Origin of the sequence: Rufibacter sp. LB8, assembly GCF_014876185.1 — a bacterium.
In the GTDB taxonomy this organism is placed as follows: Bacteria; Bacteroidota; Bacteroidia; order Cytophagales; family Hymenobacteraceae; genus Nibribacter.
This window is the reverse complement of sequence record NZ_JADALJ010000002.1, coordinates 50,679-70,959: the sequence shown is the minus strand read 5'-3', so window position 1 is coordinate 70,959 and position 20,281 is coordinate 50,679. Positions and strand designations below refer to the sequence as shown.

Here is a 20,281-nt window from a genome sequence, read left to right as displayed (position 1 = left end):
CTTTTATTAACTGTTGTAAAGATAAGCTACCTGGAAAGTTTCAAAAATGACCTTCATCAATTTAATATATGATATAAACTTGAGCTTCTTATTAATGGTGATAAATTGATATATTATATAGTTGACATTATAGCGATGCGATTCTGATTAATTCTTAAATATGACATCTAGGTAGAGGTTTATTTCAAACCCCGCTTATTTAAAAATTAATTACCTGTTTATTTTTTTTGTCAAATGCCCTATCACCGGTTTTTTATACAACGACTTCACTTAAGGAATTTCTATTTATAAGATATAGTCGAAATTCATCCTAGATGAAACGGCCTTGACCTATGGACAATAAAAGCTCAACTTAACTGGGCAAATGGTTATGCAGTCCTACCACTTGTTAGAGCATTTTGCCATGAACACGTTAGCGGAAGAAACTGACCAATAACAGAAGACTACTTCAGCATGTTTCGACTACTGGCAGTTTCTGTAGTAAAATGATGATCCTCATGGTGAGAATATGCCGGACATACGAGTAGGAAAATGAAAAAGGGTATAACAAAAGTATGCCCTGATAATGGCTATACAACACAATGGAGACCTTTCCATGGCTCAGGAAGAACTGACACCGGGCACAAATTATGCTAGTGGATAAGAAAAGGATGCCATAATCAGCTCAAGAGAAAGAACATGACATACTGCATAAGGTTGTGGGTAGCCAAACCAGTACGCCATACGAGACATGCCCTTTCTTTGAAGCTGATGCGCACATAAGGGGTGGCTTTAAGCCAGATACTAACAAGAAATCGTAAATCAATAAGTTACGGAGTGTTGTTACAAGTGCCTATTGATCTATGATCAAAGTAAGCAGTGTTTATAAAGAGTTGGTACCATGCCACTCTCATAGAAGTATAAAAATACTGGTCGTTCCTATGCCAGCTTTAATTAAATTAAACACAGTTGTATTGAACGATATAGGTGAAGGGACCATCACGGCATCAATTCAATCTGATGCCAATGAAGCCAGATATACTGGGGCGGAGGATCCTTTATAAGCCATCCTTCACCTTGTTAATGTCTTTATAAAATATACCCGCAACAAGGAACTTTGAAAATCACTGCTTAAGTCTGTACGCTGTCCGATAAACGACTTTCCGCTTTCTAATTAAGTAGGCGCCTTAAAGTTCTCTTATTTGGTATTACGGGAAGAACTGTGGGTAATAAGTATCTGCCATTTACCATTCACTTTTTTGAGGGTGGAGGTAGCAACCCCTTTCTTCTTGATGGTGCTCCCGTCCTTTGCCAGAACAAGGGTATAGACATAAGTCTCAGTCGCGAAGGCATAGTTCCCGTCTACTGTTACCTCTGGCTTGTAGTCACTGTATTTGAATGATTTGAATGCTTTGAACTCTGGTCCCAAATGGTGTTCCAGATAATGAGCATAGGTGCCTTCCACCCCTCCGGATTCATATACTTGGGAGTTAGCGGCAAAAAGAGCCGTAGCCTTTGTGCCGTCCAGTGCCTCCACAGCTTCCTTGTAGGCACGCAATACTTTCTTCACCTCTTCAGCCTCACGGCTGTCCGTTGACTGAGCGAACAGTGGGTTACCAGAGGCAAACAGGAAAAACACGAATACGATGCGGTAAAAATTCGATTTCATTTTATTGGTTTTAGGGATTAATTTGTTTGGTCAGAGAATGAAACAATAGCCTAGGCTGTGTTTTTTTCTCATCTGAACCTTCATTAAAGGCAAATTACAATTTATATGGATTTTATCTCTGATTATTTACAGTACATGACTAGCAGGGATGCCAGAAAGAGTCAATAGTGCAGGGTGAAACCGGCCCCCCACTTATAGTCGCTGTCATAGTTGGTGCTTAGCGAGATGTATTTGCTCACCATGTAGCGGAAGCCCACACTGTATTCTTTTTCAGTATTAGCCCTCAAATCCATGAAAAAGTTGTTGCTGAGCGGCAAATCCCTTCTCTCCAATTGTAGCCGCAGTTGTCCTGTGAGGTCCGTGCGGAATTCTGCCCGCACCAGCATGGGCAGCATATAATATGCACCCACCTCTAATTGCTCCCTCTTGTTTTTAGTGTTCTTCTCCGTCTCCCCCTCCGGAATTAAGTTTCTATTATTGCGGTAATCAAACCCGACGAAAGCGGCAAGGAACTGGCGGTTATCCAGATAGCGGAGCAGGTGAGTCTCGGTTTCAAAATCGCCTTTATAGTTGACCCGCCCCTCAAACTCCAGCGCATTGTAATTGTTAGAGACAGTGCCTTCCAAATATACCCCTTGGGAGTGTACTGACAAATCAAACCAAGGGTACAGAACGTTATCCTCTTTCTTGAGCGTCTTGTAATCATTTTTGGCAAACTCGTTCTGCGGGCTGCCCTCGTAGCTGATAATGCGGGCCATACCCGCCATCATGTGGTAGAGGATATGGCAGTGAAAAAACCAGTCCTGCTCCTCATTCGCCTCAAACTCAATTGTTACGGTGCCCATTGACTGAACATCAAAGGTATGCTTCAGGGGCGAGTACTCACCCTGGGCATTCACTAGGCGGAAGAAGTGCCCGTGCAGATGCAACGGATGACGCATCATGGTTTGGTTCTGGAAAACCATGCGCACGTTTTCGCCCTTTCGGATTGGGATTTTATCCGCCTTAGAAAGTGGTTTATTGTCAAAGGACCAGACGTAGCGCAACATGTTCCCGGTGAGGGTGAGCTTAATCTCCCGCCATTGGTTGGTCGAGTCCAAGGTAGTAGGGTTAAGGGCCCGCAGCTGGTTGTAGTTGAAGTCACCCCCCATGCCGCCCATATCCATGCCTGGCATGCCGCCCATATCTTGCATGGTGCCTATGCTTTTGCCGTTCTTTTCCTGCATGTTCACAGGGCGGTCCTTAGGCGAGGGAGCAGTAACGGCTGGCATGGTGCCATGCTGCATATCCATTCCTTTCATCTGGCCGTCCGTCTTCCCATTCATGCCGTTCCCTTGCTCTACCATACCGGCGCCCCCCATATCCATGCCGCTCATGTTCTCCATGCTGCCCATCTCGCGCATCATCTGGAAATAGTTTAGCCTGGGCAGGTCAGGGGCCTTCATGACATCACCGTTCCCGAAATAACCGGAAGTGAACCCTGTAATGTCTGAGGAGGTGGCCCGAAGCTCAGCAGCCCCCATTTGCGGCACCGTAATTAGCACATCGTATGTTTCAGCGGTGGCAATTTCCAGTTTATTGACCGGGAAGGGCTCTACATTAATCCCATCGGCGGATATGACCTGCATAGGCCCGCCTGCATACTGTAACTGAAAATAAGAGGAGGCACTTCCGTTTATGATGCGCAGTCTGACAACCTCGCCAGGCTTGGCATCTTTAAAGTAGCTCTTCTCCTGCCCGTTCAGCAGGAATTTGTTGTAGTAAACGTCCGTCACGTCCATGGCGGGCATCCGGCCCCACTCCTGCCTTACCTTGTCTTTGAAGTAGCCGGCGGCAATGGCCTCCCCGTAGCTTTGGGTGGCCCCTTTCTGCACCGCGAACCATTCGCCGGCCCGTTTAAGGTAACGCAATACCTCATCTGGGTTTATATCTGTCCAGTCAGAGAGCACCAACACGTACTCTTTCATGTTGTATTCAATCTCCTTGGGTTGGATAACTATGGAGCCGTACAGGCCTACCTGCTCCTGCACCATGGTGTGGGAGTGGTACCAGTAGGTTCCGCTCTGGATCAAGGGAAATGTAAAGGTGTGCGTTTTGCCCGGCAGAATGGGGGCCGTGTTCAGGTAGGGCACTCCGTCTTCCTCGTTGGGCAGAAGAATACCATGCCAGTGCACGGAGGTTTCCATATCCATCTGATTATGCACCCTTACAATGGCGGTATCACCTTCATTGAAGGTAAGGGTGGGCGCCGGAATCTGGCCATTGATGGCGATGGCCATGCGGGTTTTACCGGTAAAGTTTACCTGCCGATCATCTATATACAGATCATATTCTACGCGCTTACCAACGTACGTGGTGCGGGGGCTGACTACCCTTCCCAATTGTTCCTTTTCAGGAGGCGTCGCGTTGGTTAGGTTGGCATCTTTGTCTTTGGGCACTGACTGCTGTTGGTGGGATTGCCCCAGCGCCTGGAAAGTTAAAAACAGAAAGGCTATTATGAATAACTGCTTCATTGCGGGGCTTGGTTTTTCTTGGAGGTTTGGCGGGCAGGGTTGTTGTCCTTGAACTTGAACTTGTCCATAAGGCTTGGCATACCCATATTGGACATGTCTTTCATTTCACCTTTATTCTGCGTATTCCCCATATCCATTCCTGCATGGTCTGGCATATTATCCGTTTTGGGCGTACCAGGCGCAGTGGCTTTTCGGTTCATTCTAGGCATATTTTGCATAGACTTAGAATTAGTAGAAGTTTTATTGTTCAGGTCCATGCCCGGCATATTGGCATGGTCCATGGAAGGTGTATTCTTCATTTGGGTTGAAGGGTCTTTCTTTTTTGGCTGGGTGCTCATGCCAGGCATGGTGCTATGGTCCATGCCGGCCATGTTCTTCCCCTTTGCGGCATTCTCTTTTTTAGAGCCAGACATGCTGGGCATATTCCCCATGGTTTGCTTCCCTTGGCTGCCCGTGGCATGATCCATTCCAGCCATATTTTTCATATCAGTACCTTGATCCATATTCCTGTTACCGGAATTGGTCTCCTGTCCCGTGCCGGGCTTTGTATTGGCATTATCTCCTTCAGGCATATCCATACTAGGCATATTATCGATGCCAGTTTCAGAATTTCCGCCCTGAGAGTGATCGTCGCCTTCCATTCCGGTGTGACTTGAATCCTGCTTCCCTTCACCCGGTTCCATATTTTCCATTTCCTCACCACCGTGATGGCCGCCTTTCATTAGTAAGTTCCCCTTAGGCCCTACCCCCTCCACATAAACCAATTGTGCTCCCCGGTGGCCGGCCAGGGATAAAACCACAGCGGCTGCCAAGGCGAAAACCAGTACCAGTATTTCATAGGGGCGACGGTAAATCTTGAAGAACTCACTAATACCCCGGAGCAGGAAGGTGATGCCTGAGAGCCAAAGGGTATAACTGGAATATGTTTCGTGCTCGTTGAAGACCACCGTTGCCTGAGCGGACAAACCTGTTGGCATGGCATGGAAGATGGTGCTGGCCGCCAGAGCGCCGGCGAAACCTCCTCCCATGATAACCAGAGTACCCCAACGCACCTGTTGCCAGTCTTTGAAGACCATTAATGCCTGTAGGCCCGCGCCCAGCAGGATCAACACAATGGGGAAATGCACAACCAGGGGATGCAGGTTAGGAAAATCTGAGAACATGTTTTGCTATTTGCTTAAGCCAAACTCACTTTATATAAAAATAAAAGCCGTATTGTATAATAGCCTTACTGATCTGAAGGTTAAAATACATTGTCTTGCAGTTGCTCTAGGAGGTTCACTTTTCAGAAAAATATAAGATCAGCTTCCAATGTCAAGCCCTGTATTTGTACTTGCCCCTATTTAAAGCTACTCACATTAGCTATCACCAAGTACCTCTTTTTTAAAAGGTTGCCCAGGATCATGCGCCAACAGAGAAGTTGAGAAAATGGAGCACTTACAGTGTATTTATAGTAATCTTTGGCCTAGACCCTCCAACATATTTATGGGTTCGGTGTGGCTTGGCAGCTTCATGCTTATCCTACACTCTGTCGGATTGCTTTATATCATGTTACGGACACATTAACTGCAATACGAACTGCAATACGAATTTCAGGGAGTTTGAATGATTGTTAGAATTAAGATCCTGAAAGGATTTATTGGTTTCCCAAGTTGCATAGAAACTTTCCGCAGGTAAGAAAGCCTTAGAAGTTTATACCAAACGCAATAAGTTGCAAGCAAGCTTAGCTACTTCAGGATTACTTATTGATTAGGTGCGAATATGACACCCCCCAGTGGGAGGTGCCTTACCAACATGGAAAAAATAATTTGATCTTCAATTATAGACTAATATTCCTTGTTTGCCAACAGCCATTCCTGAAGCTCTTCGATTTCCGCCATTTGGGCGTTAATCATCCTGTGAGCCATTTCCTTGATCATAGTGCTTGTGCCGTGCTCTTGTACGGCGCGGGCATTCTCAATCGCCGATTGGTGGTGCACTATCATAAGCTGGGCAAAATCCTGATCCGTGTCCCCGGTTAATACCTGTAGGTCACTCTGGCGGCCTGATTTCTCCATCGACTCCATCAGTTCCATGTTGAACATGTTGCTGGTCGCCTGATCAGGCTGATATGAGCTGATAAAAGCTTGCAATTCTTGGATCTCCTTTTGCTGGTCGGTTTTCACTTTCGTAGCTATGGCTTTAATAGCCGCATCATCCCCGCTGCTTAGTTCCTCATTGGCCATGTCGATGGCTCCCTGGTGATGCATGATCATCATTTGGGCGAAGACGACGTCAGGGTCTCCGTTCATCTGCATCATTTCCATATCATCCATCATATCATGCATGATGCCCATCATTTTGTTCTGGTCGTGGGGCTGGGTCTCAAAGCCGTCCTCGTCATCGCTGCAGGCACCTAAAGAAAACAGGAGACCTACTGCTAATATTTTCATTAGATTAGATTTCTTAAAGGAAAAAGGCCTGGGGGGTAGTGCATTTTTTTTCATGGTAAGCAGGTTTTAAGTTAAAACGACTAAAAGCAATCTAAATAATCAAGCGCCATGTGAATCAATAGACCCAGGGCTATGATTCTTGTACGGTTAGGGAACAATAAAAGGACATACAGGCCAATGGCCCAATAAGAATGCAAAGGATGGAAACCGATACCGCACCTATCCGGGTCATACATGGGGGTGGCCAACAGGTGGTCTAAATCGACTAGGTAAGTAGCCACCAATATTAAACTCACTCTTACCCAGTTTTTTCTAAAAAAAAGCCAGGCAACCAAACCTGGCACAATTATATGCAAGAGCAGATGCAGCAAAATCTTTTAGGGGAATAGGTATGAAGTGTACTGAACCTAAGATTGTACAGCAGATCGGCAAGCCTCCTCACAACGGCGGCAGGACGCTGCGCACTCCTGACAGTGTTGCATGTGTCCATGCTTCTCGCACTCATCCCCGCAAGCTTTACAGATTTCGGCACAGGCCCTAAGGAGCGCCTGGGAAGCCGGAGAATTCCTGGTTAATGCACTGGCCGCCAGCCGGCAGATATCAGCACAGTCACGGTCCAGCCGAATACAGGCTTCCATCATTTTCACATCCTGTTCCTGAAGGCAGGCATCAAAGCAATGGTCACAGGCCGCAGCGCATTCGATCAGCGCTTGGATGATATTCTGGTTTTGAGAGGTATGCATATAGTATAAGATTTAGGTAAATGTTTACAGCTACTGTTTACTCTATTGCAACTTGTAAGTTTTATACAATCCTTGATATAATTGATGATATTCTGTAGCTAAGAGAGACAATCCATCCAAACGCTAATAAAAATCTGGTGCATAATTATATAATTACAGAAAATGTTGTACAATGATGCTAACCCGAATGATAATTTTATATAAATTATATACTCACTATTCCGCATAAGGCTTATAAAAGGGTATTACGATGCATATATACTACTTTACGCTATAATCTATTACTTATTGAACTCCTCGATTTTCCAGCCGTATAAAAGGCTTATAATTATATTTATAGGTGATTAATAATTCTAATAGTTCTTAGCCTATTTACTATAATTTTCTATTGTCTGAGAAGGGTAATGTTCTATACTTAAGGCTTTTGTTTTTAGATTAATTCTCGGAAATTAGCCTGAAAATGTTGGTTAAAATACGCTTACAGATAAAGGGCTCTTTCTCCTTGCATCAACTACAAAATAATTTATCTTATACTTATACAGCTATGAAAATCAAACAATTGACTAGTAAGTGGACAGTTTTAGCCATTGGTGTGTCCCTAGTTTTTTCTGCCTGTAGCGGAAACTCTGAAAAATCCGAATCTACTTCCGCTGACCAAACAGAGGAACACGCTGGTTCTGGGCATGACATGTCAGCCTCCGGATCCAATAACAAGATGATGGACCTCATGCATGACAACATGAACGATATGCAAAAAATAAAATTGACGGGAGATCCAGACCGTGACTTTGCCCTATTGATGGCGACCCACCATAATGGCGCACTTGACATGGCCAAGGAAGAAGCGGACAGTGGGCAGGACACCATGCTGGTGGATATGGCGAAGAAGACCTTGCAGACGCAACAGGATGAAATGGACAGGTTGGAGCGGTTCGCCGACGCCCAGAAAAGCGCTAAAGGAGACACCTCTAAAACAATGCAGATGATGGCCCCCATGAAAGACATGATGGCGAAGATGAACCACGACATGAAGGGAGGCATAGACCATCACTTCGCCTCGCTCATGAGCATGCACCACCAAAGCGGAATTGACATGGCCAAGGCTTATATGCCACAAGCGAAATCAGCGGAAATCAAGGCGATGGCCCAGAAGATTATAGACGAGCAACAGAGGGAGAAGCAGAAGTTAGACGACTGGTTGCTGGAGCATCAACAGTAGTCTTGCAGCCAAAAGCCTTTTAATTTAGTTGATTAGGACAAAGAATACGTTGAAACAAAATCATAGTAAGGGTTGAAGCCCCGCAGGCAACACTGCTCGAGATTTCAACCCTTACTATGTCCTCCTGTTTTTAGAATGCACTACGGCAGGCCTCTTCACAAGCTTTACAGGCCTCAGCACACTGTAGGCAGTGTTGCATTTCTTTATGGCTAGCGCACTCAATCCCACATTCTCGGCATATTTCGGCACAGGCCTGCAACAAAACTTTTGCTGTCTCTGAGTTTCGTGCAAGCGCACTGGCGGTAAGCTTGCATATTTCTGCACAGTCACGGTCAAGACGGATACAGCGGGCCATCATTTTCACATGCTCCTCCTGCAGGCAGGCATCATAACAATGGTCACAGGCAGCGGCGCAGGCATTCAAGGCCGCAATTACAGATTGATATTGGTTTGAATTGTGCATGGTTGGATGAATTTTTAGTTAATAAATAATACCACTGCACTATTTTACCATCATTCGTCTAGTTATGTTTTGTACAGTCCTTGTTTAGACTTGCATAATTACGGGTCAAACACTTAGCTGACCTGGTCAAGGGGCAAGCGGTTCATTATCTGTAGCTTCCTGTATTCAGAGGGGCTATACCCAGTCACCGCCTTGAACTGTTTGGATAAATGGCTCAAGCTTCTGTAATGCAGCCTCGTGGCAATCTCCCCCAGCGAAAGCTCCTCGTACTCCAGCTGGGCTTTGATATACTCCACCTTCTGTAGGATGATAAATTTCTCAATGGTAGTGTTCTCCAAAGATGAGAACGTATGGCTCAGCGTACTATAATCCCTGCCGATGGACTGAGCTAGGAAAGTAGAGTAGGTTAAGCCTGTCTTTTCTTTACGATAATGAATCAGCTCAATCAGAAGGGTCTTTATCCGCTCCACCAGTTTCGCTTTTTGGTCTTCCAATAATTCAAACCCATAGTCCCTCAGGAAAATGTCCACCTGTGCCGTTTCCTCAGGAAGCAATGGACGCTCTAAGTCAACCTGGCCTAAACGCACCTCAACCACAGGAAGACCCATCGCTTCAAACTGCTCCTTCATGATTCTGATGCAGCGAGGGCACACCATGTTTTTAATGCAAATGGTGGTCATATTTTGGTTTTTTGATTCCATCCTACTTACCTGGGAAAGCCCCAACTGCTTTACTCACCGGCAACGGGTAACCTGATTCCAATTTTTTCCCAGGAGATCCTGATTCCTGCCTCTGCCTCCCCGCTATCCTCAACCCTGTACTTCAGTCTTTCCTGAGGATGCTTCAAGCTGTACGGCTTCACTTTTGTCCGCAGAATATCCTCGTTCTGGTCATATTCATCTGCTAAGTGCTGGTCCCAATTCTTATTAAGAATAATTGTCCACTCCTCTCGGCCTGGAATGGTGAAAAGCGCATATTTCCCCGGGGCAACCGATTTTCCTGCTATCAACAAGTCCTTGTCGAACTCTACGGTGGTGGCTTTATGCGCACCGGTCACCCAAACCTGATCATAAGGCACCAACCCGCCCCAGACTACCCGGCCCTTCACCCCCGGGGAATGGTACTCGATTTTTATTGTGGCGTCCCCTATCCTCCCAATCGACTCAGAGGGGATGCTTTTTTTGATAGTGTCCTGCACCATATCGGCACTGTCAAGTTCTCCAATATTCTGAGTCGGCGCAGATGCTTCTAACTGTTTTTTTGGGCTTTGCTGGTTGCAAGCGACCATGGTAACTGCCAAAGCGGTAGTCAATGACAGAAGGGTCAGTGTTCTTTTCATTTCGATGTATTAGAGATATGAATTTTATGAAGTCAGTTTAGTGGATCAGCTACCTGTTCTCCTTTTCTTTCGGAAGGTTGGAGAAGACACAAAATAGAGTGCAAAACCAGAGAGGACCGTGACCAGACCCAGCACTGAGAAGACTTTCAGAAGGAGATTCCCAAAATTATCCCTGCCCTGGAAGTCCATGGTGTGCAACATCCACAGGAAGTCAAACACCCGCCACTGGTTATGCCTGATGGCCTGAAAGGTGCCGTATTCTGCGGAGATGTAAACGGTGCAGCTAGGTTGCTTAAACGTAATGGCCCAAGCAGGCAAAGGCTTCTCACGGTACTCATGGTGAGACCCCACCTCAGTCAAGTATTCAACCTTTCCGACCAGGGCAGGCTCCACCACATTGTATTGGGCAAGTTGCACAGCCTCGTCTTTGCCCAGCGCGGATCTTAGTTGCCCGGTCTCTGCGTTGGCCAGTCGAGTCTTGCTTCCGCCCCCAGCATGTCCTCCCCCATGTGCACCAGATAATCCTAAGCCTTTTTTGACATCCTCTGTTTTGGTGAAATAACTCATCTGATAGGTAGGAACACCTAAAATCTCTATCAGTTGAATTGCTTTGATGGAATCTACTGTGGCTGTCTTCTTCAGCTCTTGTAAAGCCACTTGCGGCGAAACCAGGTTCAGGTTGGCTGGCAGGAAACGTTTTTCTTTCCTTAGTTGGTCTCCATGCACTTCATCTATATTGTTCCAACTGAAATACAGCCCCCCCAAGGTCCAGAACAGAAACTGGACACCCAGTATAAGCCCCAAATACCGGTGGAGTTTGCGTATGTAATAGTGTTTACCCTTAGCCATGTAGCTTGATTTGAGTGTCCCATTTGCCAGCTCAGGCCTTCATTTTATAAGCCAACAGTTGAAAAAGTTATAATTTATTCAGAACACTAATCCGTTTTCGGCCTCCCTTTTAGAAAACAAGCCAAAAACAGATTAGTGCTTCTAGAACTAATAAAGCACCCGTACAGGTGTTTTTAATGATGCTGTTCCAAGTATTTCCCCTGAGGGCCCACGCCTTCAATATGCACCAGTTGTGCTCCGTAGTGGCCCGCCATTGCCACGGCATACCCCGCTCCTATCAGGATCACGGCAGCCACGGCAATACTCCAGCGCTTGCCCTTAAATATAAACAGACTTAAGAGCTGTGCCACCAGCCCTAGCCCGGACAGGTAGATAGTATAGTCGGCGTACTTGTCATGTTGCGCCAGAACAAGCTCGGCGTGTTCTGTAAGCCCGTCTGTGTGGGGGTGTGACCAGTGGGTGGAGGCGTAAGCGGTCACAAAACCTAGCAGTACCATGATGGTCACTGACCAGTTCAGCACTTTGTTCTGGAAAAGGATGTTCACGAACTGCATCGCAGCCGCGATCATTAAAAGCATGATCGGGAAATGGACAATGAGCGGGTGAATGTGCGGGAAGTCAGCGATAGAGGCATGGACTTTTGCAGGGTTTGCCTTGTGCTCCGCATGATCTGTCGGAGCCACCTCACTAAATACAATAGTGTCTTGGGCAACGGCAGTCGTTTTCTTTAGTGAGTCTACTTGCGCCACTTTGGCTTTTTTAGGGTGCTTTTCCCCTCCGTGCGCAGAGGCCCCTTCGGGAATCATTAGCGCAGAAAGGAATATAAGGCCCAGAAGGGTCAGGAAGGTGAATTTTTTTTTCATTGTAAGGATTATTAGGTTTAGTAGTAGTTAAGTTGAGCCTATGGTCGGAGAACTATTCCGTTCGGTTTTTTCCCAACCGAAATGGCGGTGCGTACACTATGTTCAGAAACATTGATAACGGAAACTGTGCCGGCCCCCTGGTTTGTGACATAGGCTATTGTGCCATCTGGGGAAAAGGCTATGGCGTGGGCATCTGCGCCCGTGGTGATGGCTCCTTGCCTGGCCCAAAGGCCGTTTGCCTTCTTGTAGTAGACCACCTTACCATTGGTGGCATCACTCACCCATAGCTCTTGCTGGTCAGGATGGTAGGCCACGTATCCCGGTTTAAAGCCTAGGTTAATTGTCTCGGTGACCGCTCCGGTCGCTACATTTATCTCGGTGACGGTCTGGTCTGTCTCATTGTCCACGTACACATGTCCATTGGCAGCTGGCCAAGCTCCAACCGGATCCTTGCCCACCGGCACTGTACCCATCACCATCTTAGTGGCTGGGCTGATGATGGAGACGGTGGCGTCAGCCGTATTGGCAGCAAACACTTTTGAGCCGTCAGTTGAGAACGTAACCTCAGACAATCCCTTCCCCACCAAGATGGTGTTCTTCAACGCCCAATTCCCAGTGTTATATACCAGTACTTGGCTCCTCATCTCATCCTCCTGTGAGACCCACAGCTCAGAACCGTCTGCGTTAAAGGCGGCGTTATGCGGCATCTTAGGGAGCACAATCTCCTTCTCAATCTTGCCGGTGTAGCTGTTGAGCACAATGACCTTCAGGCCGCTCATCCCGTCCATGCCTCCGCCGTCATGCCCGGCGCTCAGGTCAGTGCTGGTAATGGCCACGGCCAGCTTGGTTCTGTCCGGGCTCATGTTGATGTGGTGCGGAAAAGTGGCTCCGTTAAGGCTGATATGGTCTTTGTGGGTTAGGTCATTCAAATTAATGACATCCACATCATTGGACTCCCCGTTCACCACGAAGGCGGCCGGGTAGTTGATGTTCAATTCCATCCCGTCCATATCTTCCTCCATGTCTCCCATATCATCCTCTGTATGAAGGTTACAGGCGGTGAACACCATTAAGAAAGAAGTGATAAGTGGCAATTTAAATGTTCTGTACAGCATAAGATTACGTTTATTGATTAGATTGATGGTTGTGTCCAGCCATCGGGTCTGCCCCTTGCTTTAGTACATATTCGCTGTACAGCAGATAGGCGCCCGTCACTACCACGGTGTCTCTTGGTTGTAGCCCACTGGCAATGGCTACCCGGTTTGAACTTTCCTCCCCAAGCTCCACCCTTCTGGGGCTAAATGTATTTTCCCCGATCTTCACCCAAACGTGCGCACCTTTGGAATCCCGGATCACGGCATCCAAAGGCAGGGTCATAGCCTGCTTCACGGGAGCCCCGAGGGTCATGGTGGCCTGCGTACCTGGAATCAACCGCCCCTGCGGATTGGGGATGGAGGCCCGTGCAACCACCACCTGACTGTTTTGCCTGAACTCTGGGTTGATGAAGGAGATCCTGGTTTTGATAGGTGCCGCATTTCCGGGAACAGAGACTTCAACAGGCGTTCCCACCTTCATCTGGTCTGCCTCCTGCGCATAAAGTTCCGCCTCTACCCAGATGGAGCTGAAGCGGGTGATCCGGTAAAGCGGGCTTCCCTCAGCCACATAAATACCTTCGGCGGAAGCTATCTCTGTTACCGTGCCAGAGGACGGGGAGACAAATGTGATACGCGCGTCCAACTTCCGGGTGCGGGCGACCCGGTTGACCTGAGCATTGGTGAGCCCGGTCAAGAGGAGCTTTCTTTTGGCGGCGTCCAGAATAGAGGCAAACTGCCTCTCGCCGGGGAACGCCTTCACCTGGTCCAAGGCCAGCAGGTATTCCTGTTCCAATGTGAGAAGGGTCTCACTGTATAAGTCATAGAGGGGTTGCCCCTTACGGATGGATTGTCCCGTTTCCTTTACATACAGTCTCTCTATGCGGCCAGCGGCCCGACTGCTAATAAGGTCGGCCTGCGTCTGATCCACCACCAGCCTGCCCGTAAGCACCGTGCTGCTTCCCACCTGTCCCTGCCGGATGGTTTGCGTGGTGATGTTGCCCAGTTGGATCTGGTTTTCGCTCAGCATGATACTGACTTCCTCGCCTTTGTTGCTTTGTTTTTTCACGGGTACCAGGTCCATCCCGCAGATGGGGCATGAGCCGGCTTTGTCCTCCACTATCTGTGGGTGCATGGGGCAGGTAAAGGCACTGGCCGTTTCTGGCTCCTTTTTCTGTTTCTGGACCAAAACCAGGTCCATGCCACAAATAGGGCAAGAACCAGGCTCGCCTTCCACAATTTGGGGGTGCATGGGGCAGGTGTAGCTGGCGTCCTCCCCAGCGTGGGCATGCTCGTCGGTCTTGGCGCAGGCCATCAGAAAGAGCGTTGCCAGTAAAACGGTGAATAGGTTCTTTATATGTCTCATCTGCTTGTGTCTGGTACCCTAATAAAACTCTCACTGTCCACCAGGAACTGCGCGTTGGCCGCTATCACGTCACTGGCTTTCAGCCCTGACACAATCTCTACCTGACCGCCTGACCGCTGCCCCACGCGCACACCAATGGGTTTGAACACTCCGTCCATTTTCAGGAATGCTACCGACTGGCCCCCAAGGTCCAACACAGCATCTTTGGGAACCCAAAGGGCGGAGCCAGTGCTATAGGTTACTTTCCCGGTGATGACCTGGCCGATTAGAATTGGATTCCCCTTTGCCGGAAGCAAGGCCCTTATCTGTGCGAAGTTCTCCCCCTCCTCATACACAGGCTCCACCAAATGCACCGAGGACTGCAGGGTTTTACCCTCCACCTGGTTAAAGGAAATAGTGATGGGAGTCCCCTTCTTTAATTGGCCCGCCACATTGCTGGCCACGTTGAACTGCGCCCAAACCTGGGAGGCGTCAATTACTTTTAGCAGTGCCTGCCCCGTGGTCACATACATGCCTTCCCGGATGGCGAATCCTTGGGGGGCCGAGGCGGGTGTGGTTATAGTGCCTGAAGCACCGCCGCTAGAACCGCCCATGCCGCCCATACCGTCATCGCTACCGCCTGTGGCAGAGGCGGCGGCTGGCGCTACTGTTGGGGTTGCCGTCACCGACGGATCCAGCACATACCCCGAGTAAGGGCTAAAGACTGAGAAGGTATAGGACTCTCTCCCCGTGCGTGCAAGCTGATTTATCTGTCCCTCTGTGGCACCCAGAAGACGTAATTTTTGGCGCGCGCCGGCAATGAGCGCCGAGTTGCCCGGGTCGTTTTTGAGCAGATAGAGAAGCTCTTTCTGGGCGGTGACCAGTTCGGGGCTGTAGATGTCATACAGCTTCTGGCCTTTGCGCACCGCTTGGTAGTTGAACTGCACGTACAGCTTCTCTATCCGCCCTGCGAACCGGGCTGGGATGATGTACTGCCGACGGGTGTCATAGGTCACCACCCCAGACATTGTGATTTCCTGCTCCAGCGGCTTCTGCATCGGGTGCGTGGTTTGCACAGCGGAAACCACGGCCTGGTTGGAGGGCTGTAACAAATAATCTAAATCTGTGGATACGGCCACTCCCGGTGCATTGGCGGGTTGCTTGGCCACCAGGTCCATGCCGCAGATGGGGCAGGATCCGGGTTTGTCCTGTACAATCTGGGGGTGCATGGGGCAGGTGTATTCCATCGCATGCGCCTCATCTCCCTTTTCAGCCTGGTCATTACAAGCGGTTAAGGAGAAGGGTAACAGCAGAATCAGAAACCCAATCAGCCTATTTTTCCAGTTCTTTTTCATAATTCACACCTATTAGGTAGAGTTGCTCAAGGTTATTGAGATATTCAATCTGGGCCATGTTCAGGGCTTCCCAGGCGTCAATCACCAGCGGCAACTGGCCCGTGTTCTGCTCATAGCTCAGGAGCGTGGTTTCGTAGTTGCGCCGCAGGGCCGGAATGATTTTCTTCTCATAATTCTGGACCTGGGTCTTCTTTGCCTGTAGTTCCAGGGCCATGCTGGCCACCATGTTTTGGGCCTCGTTCAACAGGGCCTCCCGGCCCTTCTGCATACCCTGTATTTCCAGGTTCATGGCAGTGGCATTGGCCTTGTACATTTTGGAGGACCAGGGCGCAATGGGAATAGAGACCATGCCCATGAGGGTGAACGACTGGGGCATCATCCTGTCACGCGGCATCATGTTCTCAAAACGTATCCCGAAATCTGGCTTGCGCTGGATTTTCTCCAGTCGCAGGTTCAACTGCATAGACTCTATGGTACGGTCTATTTGGCGCACGTCACTGCGGGCGGCGCTCAGAGAGGCGGTGTCAGGTAGCACGGTAAGTTCAGGTGCGCTCACGGTGGTATCTACCCTGAATCTGTTTTCCGGAGGCAGGTTCATCAGCATGTTCAATTGGATGTTCTTCATCTCAATCTCACTGTTGGTCATGGTGAGCATGTTCTCCACCTCCCCTATCCGTCCCTCGGCTTTGTAGATACTGCCCAGGGAGCTCTGGTTGTAGGGGTAGCGCACCTTGCCCAGCTTGAGCATGAACTGCATGATGCGCTGGCTCTCGGCCAGCACGGCCTTCTTCTTCTCCAGCACCACCCACTGGTAATAGGCGGTTTTGGCCTGCGCCCTGAGTTGGTTGAAGGTCATGTCACGGCCTGCCTCCTCAATGGCCGCCCTGGAGAGCTGGTATTTCTCCCGGGCTTTCAGTTTGGCTGGGTTGGTGATGTCCTGCTCCACGGCCGTCATGTACATGGCGTCATCCTCCTCCATTTTCATCTGGCCCGGGTACGGGTACATAAAGACCCCGGCGCCCACCATGGGTGCCATCTGGCTTCTGGCTCCCTTTGCCATGGCATTTTGCGCCTTCGCCCGGAACTCAATCTCCTTGAGCATGCCGTTGTTCTGGGAGATGCGATTAAGGACTGTATCCAGTGGAAGAACCGGTGTTTGGGCCTTGGCAGAAGCTCCCAGCAACAGCAGCAGGGCACTCAGGTATACTTTAATGTTTGACATCATAAATATCTAATTTGCCGTGTTTCCTGAGTTCATATTCCTTGGTCATTTCAAACACCACAGGAGTCACCAGCAGGATATGAATGGAGGAGGTGAAAACACCACCTATAAGAGGAAGCACAATTGGTAACATCACGTCAGTACCCACCCCGGTGGCCCACAGAATGGGAATCAGGCCGAAAAGGGACACAGAAACCGTCATGATCTTGGGTCGTAGGCGCTTGGCCGCCCCCTGGAACACATACTCTCTTATATCCTGCTTGGTGATGGTCTCACTGGAGTTACCCTTTTTAGCCACAAGTTCGTTCATGGCCTCATTCAGGTACACCACCATAAGCATACCCGTCTCTACCGCCATCCCAAACAGGGCAATGAAGCCCACCGCCACCGCCACGGACAGATTGATGCCGTAGAAATACACAATGAACACCCCACCCACCAGAGCGAATGGGATGGTGACCAGGTTGAGCAGCGCCTCTTTGAAAGACCCAAAAGAAAAATAAAGGATAAGGAAGATGATGAGAACCACCAGCGGGATGATAATCTTTAGGGTCTTGTTGGCCCTGATCTGGTTTTCCCACTGTCCGCTCCACTCCAAATGATAGCCATTGGGGATTCCGGTCACCTCCTGGTTAATGGTTTTGATGGCCTCCTGCACCGTGCTGCCCAGATCGCGGTCACGCACATTGAATAGCACCGCGCCCCGCAGTTGGGCGTTCTCTGAGGCAATCATAGGCGGTCCGTCCACAAATTTCACATCAGCCACCGCTGAAAGCGGCACCGTTCCGTTGGTACTGGATTGAATGGGGATGCGGCGGATGCGATCCAAACTATTGCGGTACTCCTGCGCCAGACGCACATTGATGGAGAAACGTCGCCTTCCTTCAATGGTATTGCCGATGCTGGCCCCACCGAGGGCAGACTCCACCACGCTGTTCACATCATTGACGGAAAGACCGTAGCGCCCCAGATCCTCCCGGCGGGTCTGGATCTCCAGGTAACGTCCACCGGTCACCGGCTCAATGTACAGGTCTTTCACGCCTTCCACCTGTTGCAATGCATTGCGAACTTTCTCAGAAACCGCCGCAATAGAATCCAGGCTCTGGCCATACACCTTCACGCCCACGTCTGTCCTGATGCCCGTGGCCAGCATGTTGATGCGGTTGATGATGGGCTGGGTCCAGCCGTTGATCACGCCAGGGATCTGCAGTTTCTGGTCCAGTTCCGCGATTATTTTGGCCTTGGTCATCCCCTCGCGCCATTCTGACTGAGGCTTCAGCAGGATGATGGTCTCAATCATGCTGATGGGCGAGTTGTCCGTGGCCGTGCTGGCCCGCCCGGCCTTGCCCAACACTTGTTCTACCTCCGGCGTTGATTTTATAATCTTGTCCTGCACCTGCAGAATACGCTTGGCCTCGGCGTTGGAGATGTCTGGCAGGGTTACGGGCATGAACAGGATGGAGCTCTCATCCAAGGGCGGCATGAACTCAGACCCCAGGCTCAAAAGCATAGGAATACTCACCGCCAAAGCCAGAATATTTACTCCAATGGTGGTTTTGCGCCATTTAAGGCACCAGCGCAGAATAGGCGAGTACACCCGTTCCAAGGCGCGGTTAACGGGGTTGGCGCTCTCGGGCTTGAACTTGCCTTTGAGTAGGAGTGACAGCAGCACAGGAGTCACTGTGATGGCCACAAAGGCATCTACAATGAGGATAAATGTCTTGGTCCAGGCCAATGGGCTGAAAAGGCGTCCCTCTTGCCCGGTCAAAAGGAACACCGGCAAGAAGGAGGTAATAATGATGATGGTGCTCCAAAACACACTGGGGCCTACCTGCTTGGAGGCTTTCTCTATGATGGACAGTCGTTTCTTATTATCCATGGTTCTCTTCTTCTATTTGGGCATCGGCTAGGTGCCGATATGCGTTTTCTACCATCACAATGGCATCGTCTACAATCACCCCGATAGACAGGGCGATCCCAGTCAGGGACATAATGTTGGAGGTGATGTCAAAGGCATTCAACAGAATAAAGCCGATGGCAATGGAAAGCGGCAGTTGAATGATGATGATCAAGGCACTGCGCCAATGGAATAGGAACAAGAACACAATGGCAGAGGCCACCAGCATCTCTTCTATCAATGTAGTTTTGATAGAATCCACAGATTCATTGATGAGCCCGCTGCGGTCATAGACGATGTTGAACTTGACCCCCTTCGGCAGACCCGCTGAGACCTCTTCCATCTTGGCTTTCACGTTCCTGATCACCTCCTCGGCATTCTCACCGTAGCGCATCACCACAATACCGCCCACGGCCTCACCCTCGCCGTTCAGGTCAAAAATGCCCAGGCGGCTTTCCCCCGTCATCTGCACGGTGGCCACGTCACGCACACTCACGGGTATGGTATTTTGGGTGGTGATGGGAATGCTCTCTATCTCCTCCATGGACTGCAGATAGCCCGTTGTCTTGATGATGTAGCCGATGTCGCTCATCTCAAACTTGCGGCCACCGCTCTCATTGTTATTGGCCCGCACGGCGGCCATCACCTGCGGCACGGATAGGTTGTAATAGGTGAGTTTATTGGGGTCAATGGTGATTTGGTACTGCTTCTGAAAACCACCGAAGGAGGCGATCTCACTCACACCCGGCACGTTCTGCAGCGCGAACTTCACATACCAGTCCTGCACCGCGCGCTGCTCGCCAAGGTCCATACCTGAGGCGTCCAGGGTGTACCAGAGAATGTGCCCCACACCGGTACCGTCTGGCCCTAAAGTAGGAATTGCCCCCTCCGGCAAAAGGCGGTTGGCGTAGTTGAGGCGCTCCAGCACCCGTTCCCGCGCCCAGTAGATATCTGTTTTATCATCAAAGATGATGTAGATGAAGCTCATCCCGAACATGGAGACGCCCCGCACATACTTGACCTGCGGCATGCCCTGCAGGTTGGTCACCAGCGGGTAAGTCACCTGGTCCTCTATGATCTGCGGGCTGCGGCCCATCCACTCTGTGAACACAATCACCTGGTTCTCTGAGAGGTCAGGGATGGCGTCTACCTTACTGGTGGTGACTGAATAGACTCCCCAACCAAACATGCCTGCCGCAATAAGCAGGACAATCATCCGGTTGCGGAGGGAAAAGGAAATTAATTTGCCAATCATAAAATAGGTAAGTTATTTGGCATCATTTGCCATGCGTTTTTGGGGTG

At 49.4% G+C, this 20,281-nt stretch carries 19 protein-coding genes; 2 read left to right on the top strand and 17 right to left on the bottom strand.

Features of this window, described 5'->3' with window-relative positions; translation table 11 throughout:
- Window positions 1–842 precede the first annotated feature (842 nt).
- Window positions 843–1,043 (top strand): hypothetical protein, encoded by a 201-nt coding sequence (locus IMY23_RS19545; protein WP_192823900.1) that lies wholly within the window; start codon window positions 843–845, stop codon window positions 1,041–1,043.
- A 134-nt stretch (window positions 1,044–1,177) separates the two neighbouring features.
- Here IMY23_RS19545 and IMY23_RS19540 read toward each other — a convergent pair whose 3' ends face one another.
- From IMY23_RS19540 to IMY23_RS19515, 6 genes are all read right to left on the bottom strand, one after another.
- Window positions 1,178–1,648 (bottom strand): DUF4440 domain-containing protein, encoded by a 471-nt coding sequence (locus IMY23_RS19540; RefSeq protein WP_192823899.1) that lies wholly within the window; start codon window positions 1,646–1,648, stop codon window positions 1,178–1,180.
- 161 nt (window positions 1,649–1,809) lie between these two features.
- The gene (locus IMY23_RS19535) at window positions 1,810–4,161 is read right to left on the bottom strand and encodes a multicopper oxidase domain-containing protein (protein WP_192823898.1); all 2,352 of its coding nucleotides are present in this window, start codon (window positions 4,159–4,161) and stop codon (window positions 1,810–1,812) included.
- The gene (locus IMY23_RS19530) at window positions 4,158–5,324 is read right to left on the bottom strand and encodes a DUF2231 domain-containing protein (protein WP_192823897.1); all 1,167 of its coding nucleotides are present in this window, start codon (window positions 5,322–5,324) and stop codon (window positions 4,158–4,160) included. Before IMY23_RS19530 ends, IMY23_RS19535 begins: the two co-directional genes overlap by 4 nt.
- A 663-nt stretch (window positions 5,325–5,987) precedes the next feature.
- Entirely contained in the window at window positions 5,988–6,647 is a 660-nt protein-coding gene (locus IMY23_RS19525) for a DUF305 domain-containing protein (RefSeq protein ID WP_192823896.1), read from the bottom strand.
- Window positions 6,648–6,673: 26 nt separating this feature from the next.
- Window positions 6,674–6,964: a DUF6122 family protein gene (locus IMY23_RS19520; RefSeq protein WP_192823895.1), complete on the bottom strand. Its 291-nt coding sequence runs from the start codon at window positions 6,962–6,964 to the stop codon at window positions 6,674–6,676.
- Window positions 6,965–7,000: 36 nt separating this feature from the next.
- Window positions 7,001–7,336, bottom strand: a complete 336-nt coding sequence (locus tag IMY23_RS19515) for a four-helix bundle copper-binding protein (RefSeq protein WP_192823894.1) — start codon at window positions 7,334–7,336, stop codon at window positions 7,001–7,003.
- A gap of 460 nt (window positions 7,337–7,796) precedes the next feature.
- On the opposite strand from IMY23_RS19515, the gene IMY23_RS19510 reads away from it, so the two are divergent.
- Window positions 7,797–8,555 (top strand): DUF305 domain-containing protein, encoded by a 759-nt coding sequence (locus IMY23_RS19510; RefSeq protein WP_370589918.1) that lies wholly within the window; start codon window positions 7,797–7,799, stop codon window positions 8,553–8,555.
- 130 nt (window positions 8,556–8,685) lie between these two features.
- On the opposite strand, the gene IMY23_RS19505 is transcribed toward IMY23_RS19510, so the two are convergent.
- From IMY23_RS19505 to IMY23_RS20190, 11 genes are all read right to left on the bottom strand, one after another.
- Window positions 8,686–9,018: a four-helix bundle copper-binding protein gene (locus IMY23_RS19505; protein WP_192823892.1), complete on the bottom strand. Its 333-nt coding sequence runs from the start codon at window positions 9,016–9,018 to the stop codon at window positions 8,686–8,688.
- A gap of 113 nt (window positions 9,019–9,131) precedes the next feature.
- Window positions 9,132–9,698 carry an AraC family transcriptional regulator gene (locus IMY23_RS19500; protein ID WP_192823891.1) on the bottom strand — a complete coding sequence of 189 codons (567 nt, stop codon included), beginning with the start codon at window positions 9,696–9,698 and terminating at the stop codon, window positions 9,132–9,134.
- A gap of 50 nt (window positions 9,699–9,748) precedes the next feature.
- Window positions 9,749–10,357 (bottom strand): DUF2911 domain-containing protein, encoded by a 609-nt coding sequence (locus IMY23_RS19495; RefSeq protein ID WP_192823890.1) that lies wholly within the window; start codon window positions 10,355–10,357, stop codon window positions 9,749–9,751.
- Between the two features lie 45 nt (window positions 10,358–10,402).
- Window positions 10,403–11,206 carry a PepSY domain-containing protein gene (locus IMY23_RS19490; protein WP_192823889.1) on the bottom strand — a complete coding sequence of 268 codons (804 nt, stop codon included), beginning with the start codon at window positions 11,204–11,206 and terminating at the stop codon, window positions 10,403–10,405.
- Between the two features lie 173 nt (window positions 11,207–11,379).
- Window positions 11,380–12,069 carry a hypothetical protein gene (locus IMY23_RS19485; protein WP_192823888.1) on the bottom strand — a complete coding sequence of 230 codons (690 nt, stop codon included), beginning with the start codon at window positions 12,067–12,069 and terminating at the stop codon, window positions 11,380–11,382.
- A gap of 38 nt (window positions 12,070–12,107) precedes the next feature.
- Complete coding sequence (locus IMY23_RS19480) at window positions 12,108–13,184, bottom strand: YncE family protein (RefSeq protein WP_192823887.1); 1,077 nt, start codon at window positions 13,182–13,184, stop codon at window positions 12,108–12,110.
- Between the two features lie 10 nt (window positions 13,185–13,194).
- The gene (locus IMY23_RS19475; protein ID WP_192823886.1) at window positions 13,195–14,526 is read right to left on the bottom strand and encodes an efflux RND transporter periplasmic adaptor subunit; all 1,332 of its coding nucleotides are present in this window, start codon (window positions 14,524–14,526) and stop codon (window positions 13,195–13,197) included.
- Window positions 14,523–15,860, bottom strand: coding sequence for an efflux RND transporter periplasmic adaptor subunit (locus tag IMY23_RS19470; RefSeq protein WP_192823885.1), 1,338 nt, complete (start codon window positions 15,858–15,860; stop codon window positions 14,523–14,525). Before IMY23_RS19470 ends, IMY23_RS19475 begins: the two co-directional genes overlap by 4 nt.
- The gene (locus IMY23_RS19465) at window positions 15,838–17,085 is read right to left on the bottom strand and encodes a TolC family protein (protein ID WP_192823884.1); all 1,248 of its coding nucleotides are present in this window, start codon (window positions 17,083–17,085) and stop codon (window positions 15,838–15,840) included. Before IMY23_RS19465 ends, IMY23_RS19470 begins: the two co-directional genes overlap by 23 nt.
- Window positions 17,069–18,961 (bottom strand): efflux RND transporter permease subunit, encoded by a 1,893-nt coding sequence (locus IMY23_RS20195; RefSeq protein ID WP_192823883.1) that lies wholly within the window; start codon window positions 18,959–18,961, stop codon window positions 17,069–17,071. Before IMY23_RS20195 ends, IMY23_RS19465 begins: the two co-directional genes overlap by 17 nt.
- Window positions 18,954–20,234, bottom strand: a complete 1,281-nt coding sequence (locus IMY23_RS20190) for an efflux RND transporter permease subunit (RefSeq protein ID WP_192823882.1) — start codon at window positions 20,232–20,234, stop codon at window positions 18,954–18,956. The genes IMY23_RS20195 and IMY23_RS20190 overlap by 8 nt, the downstream gene beginning before the upstream one ends.
- Between the last annotated feature and the right edge of the window lie 47 nt (window positions 20,235–20,281).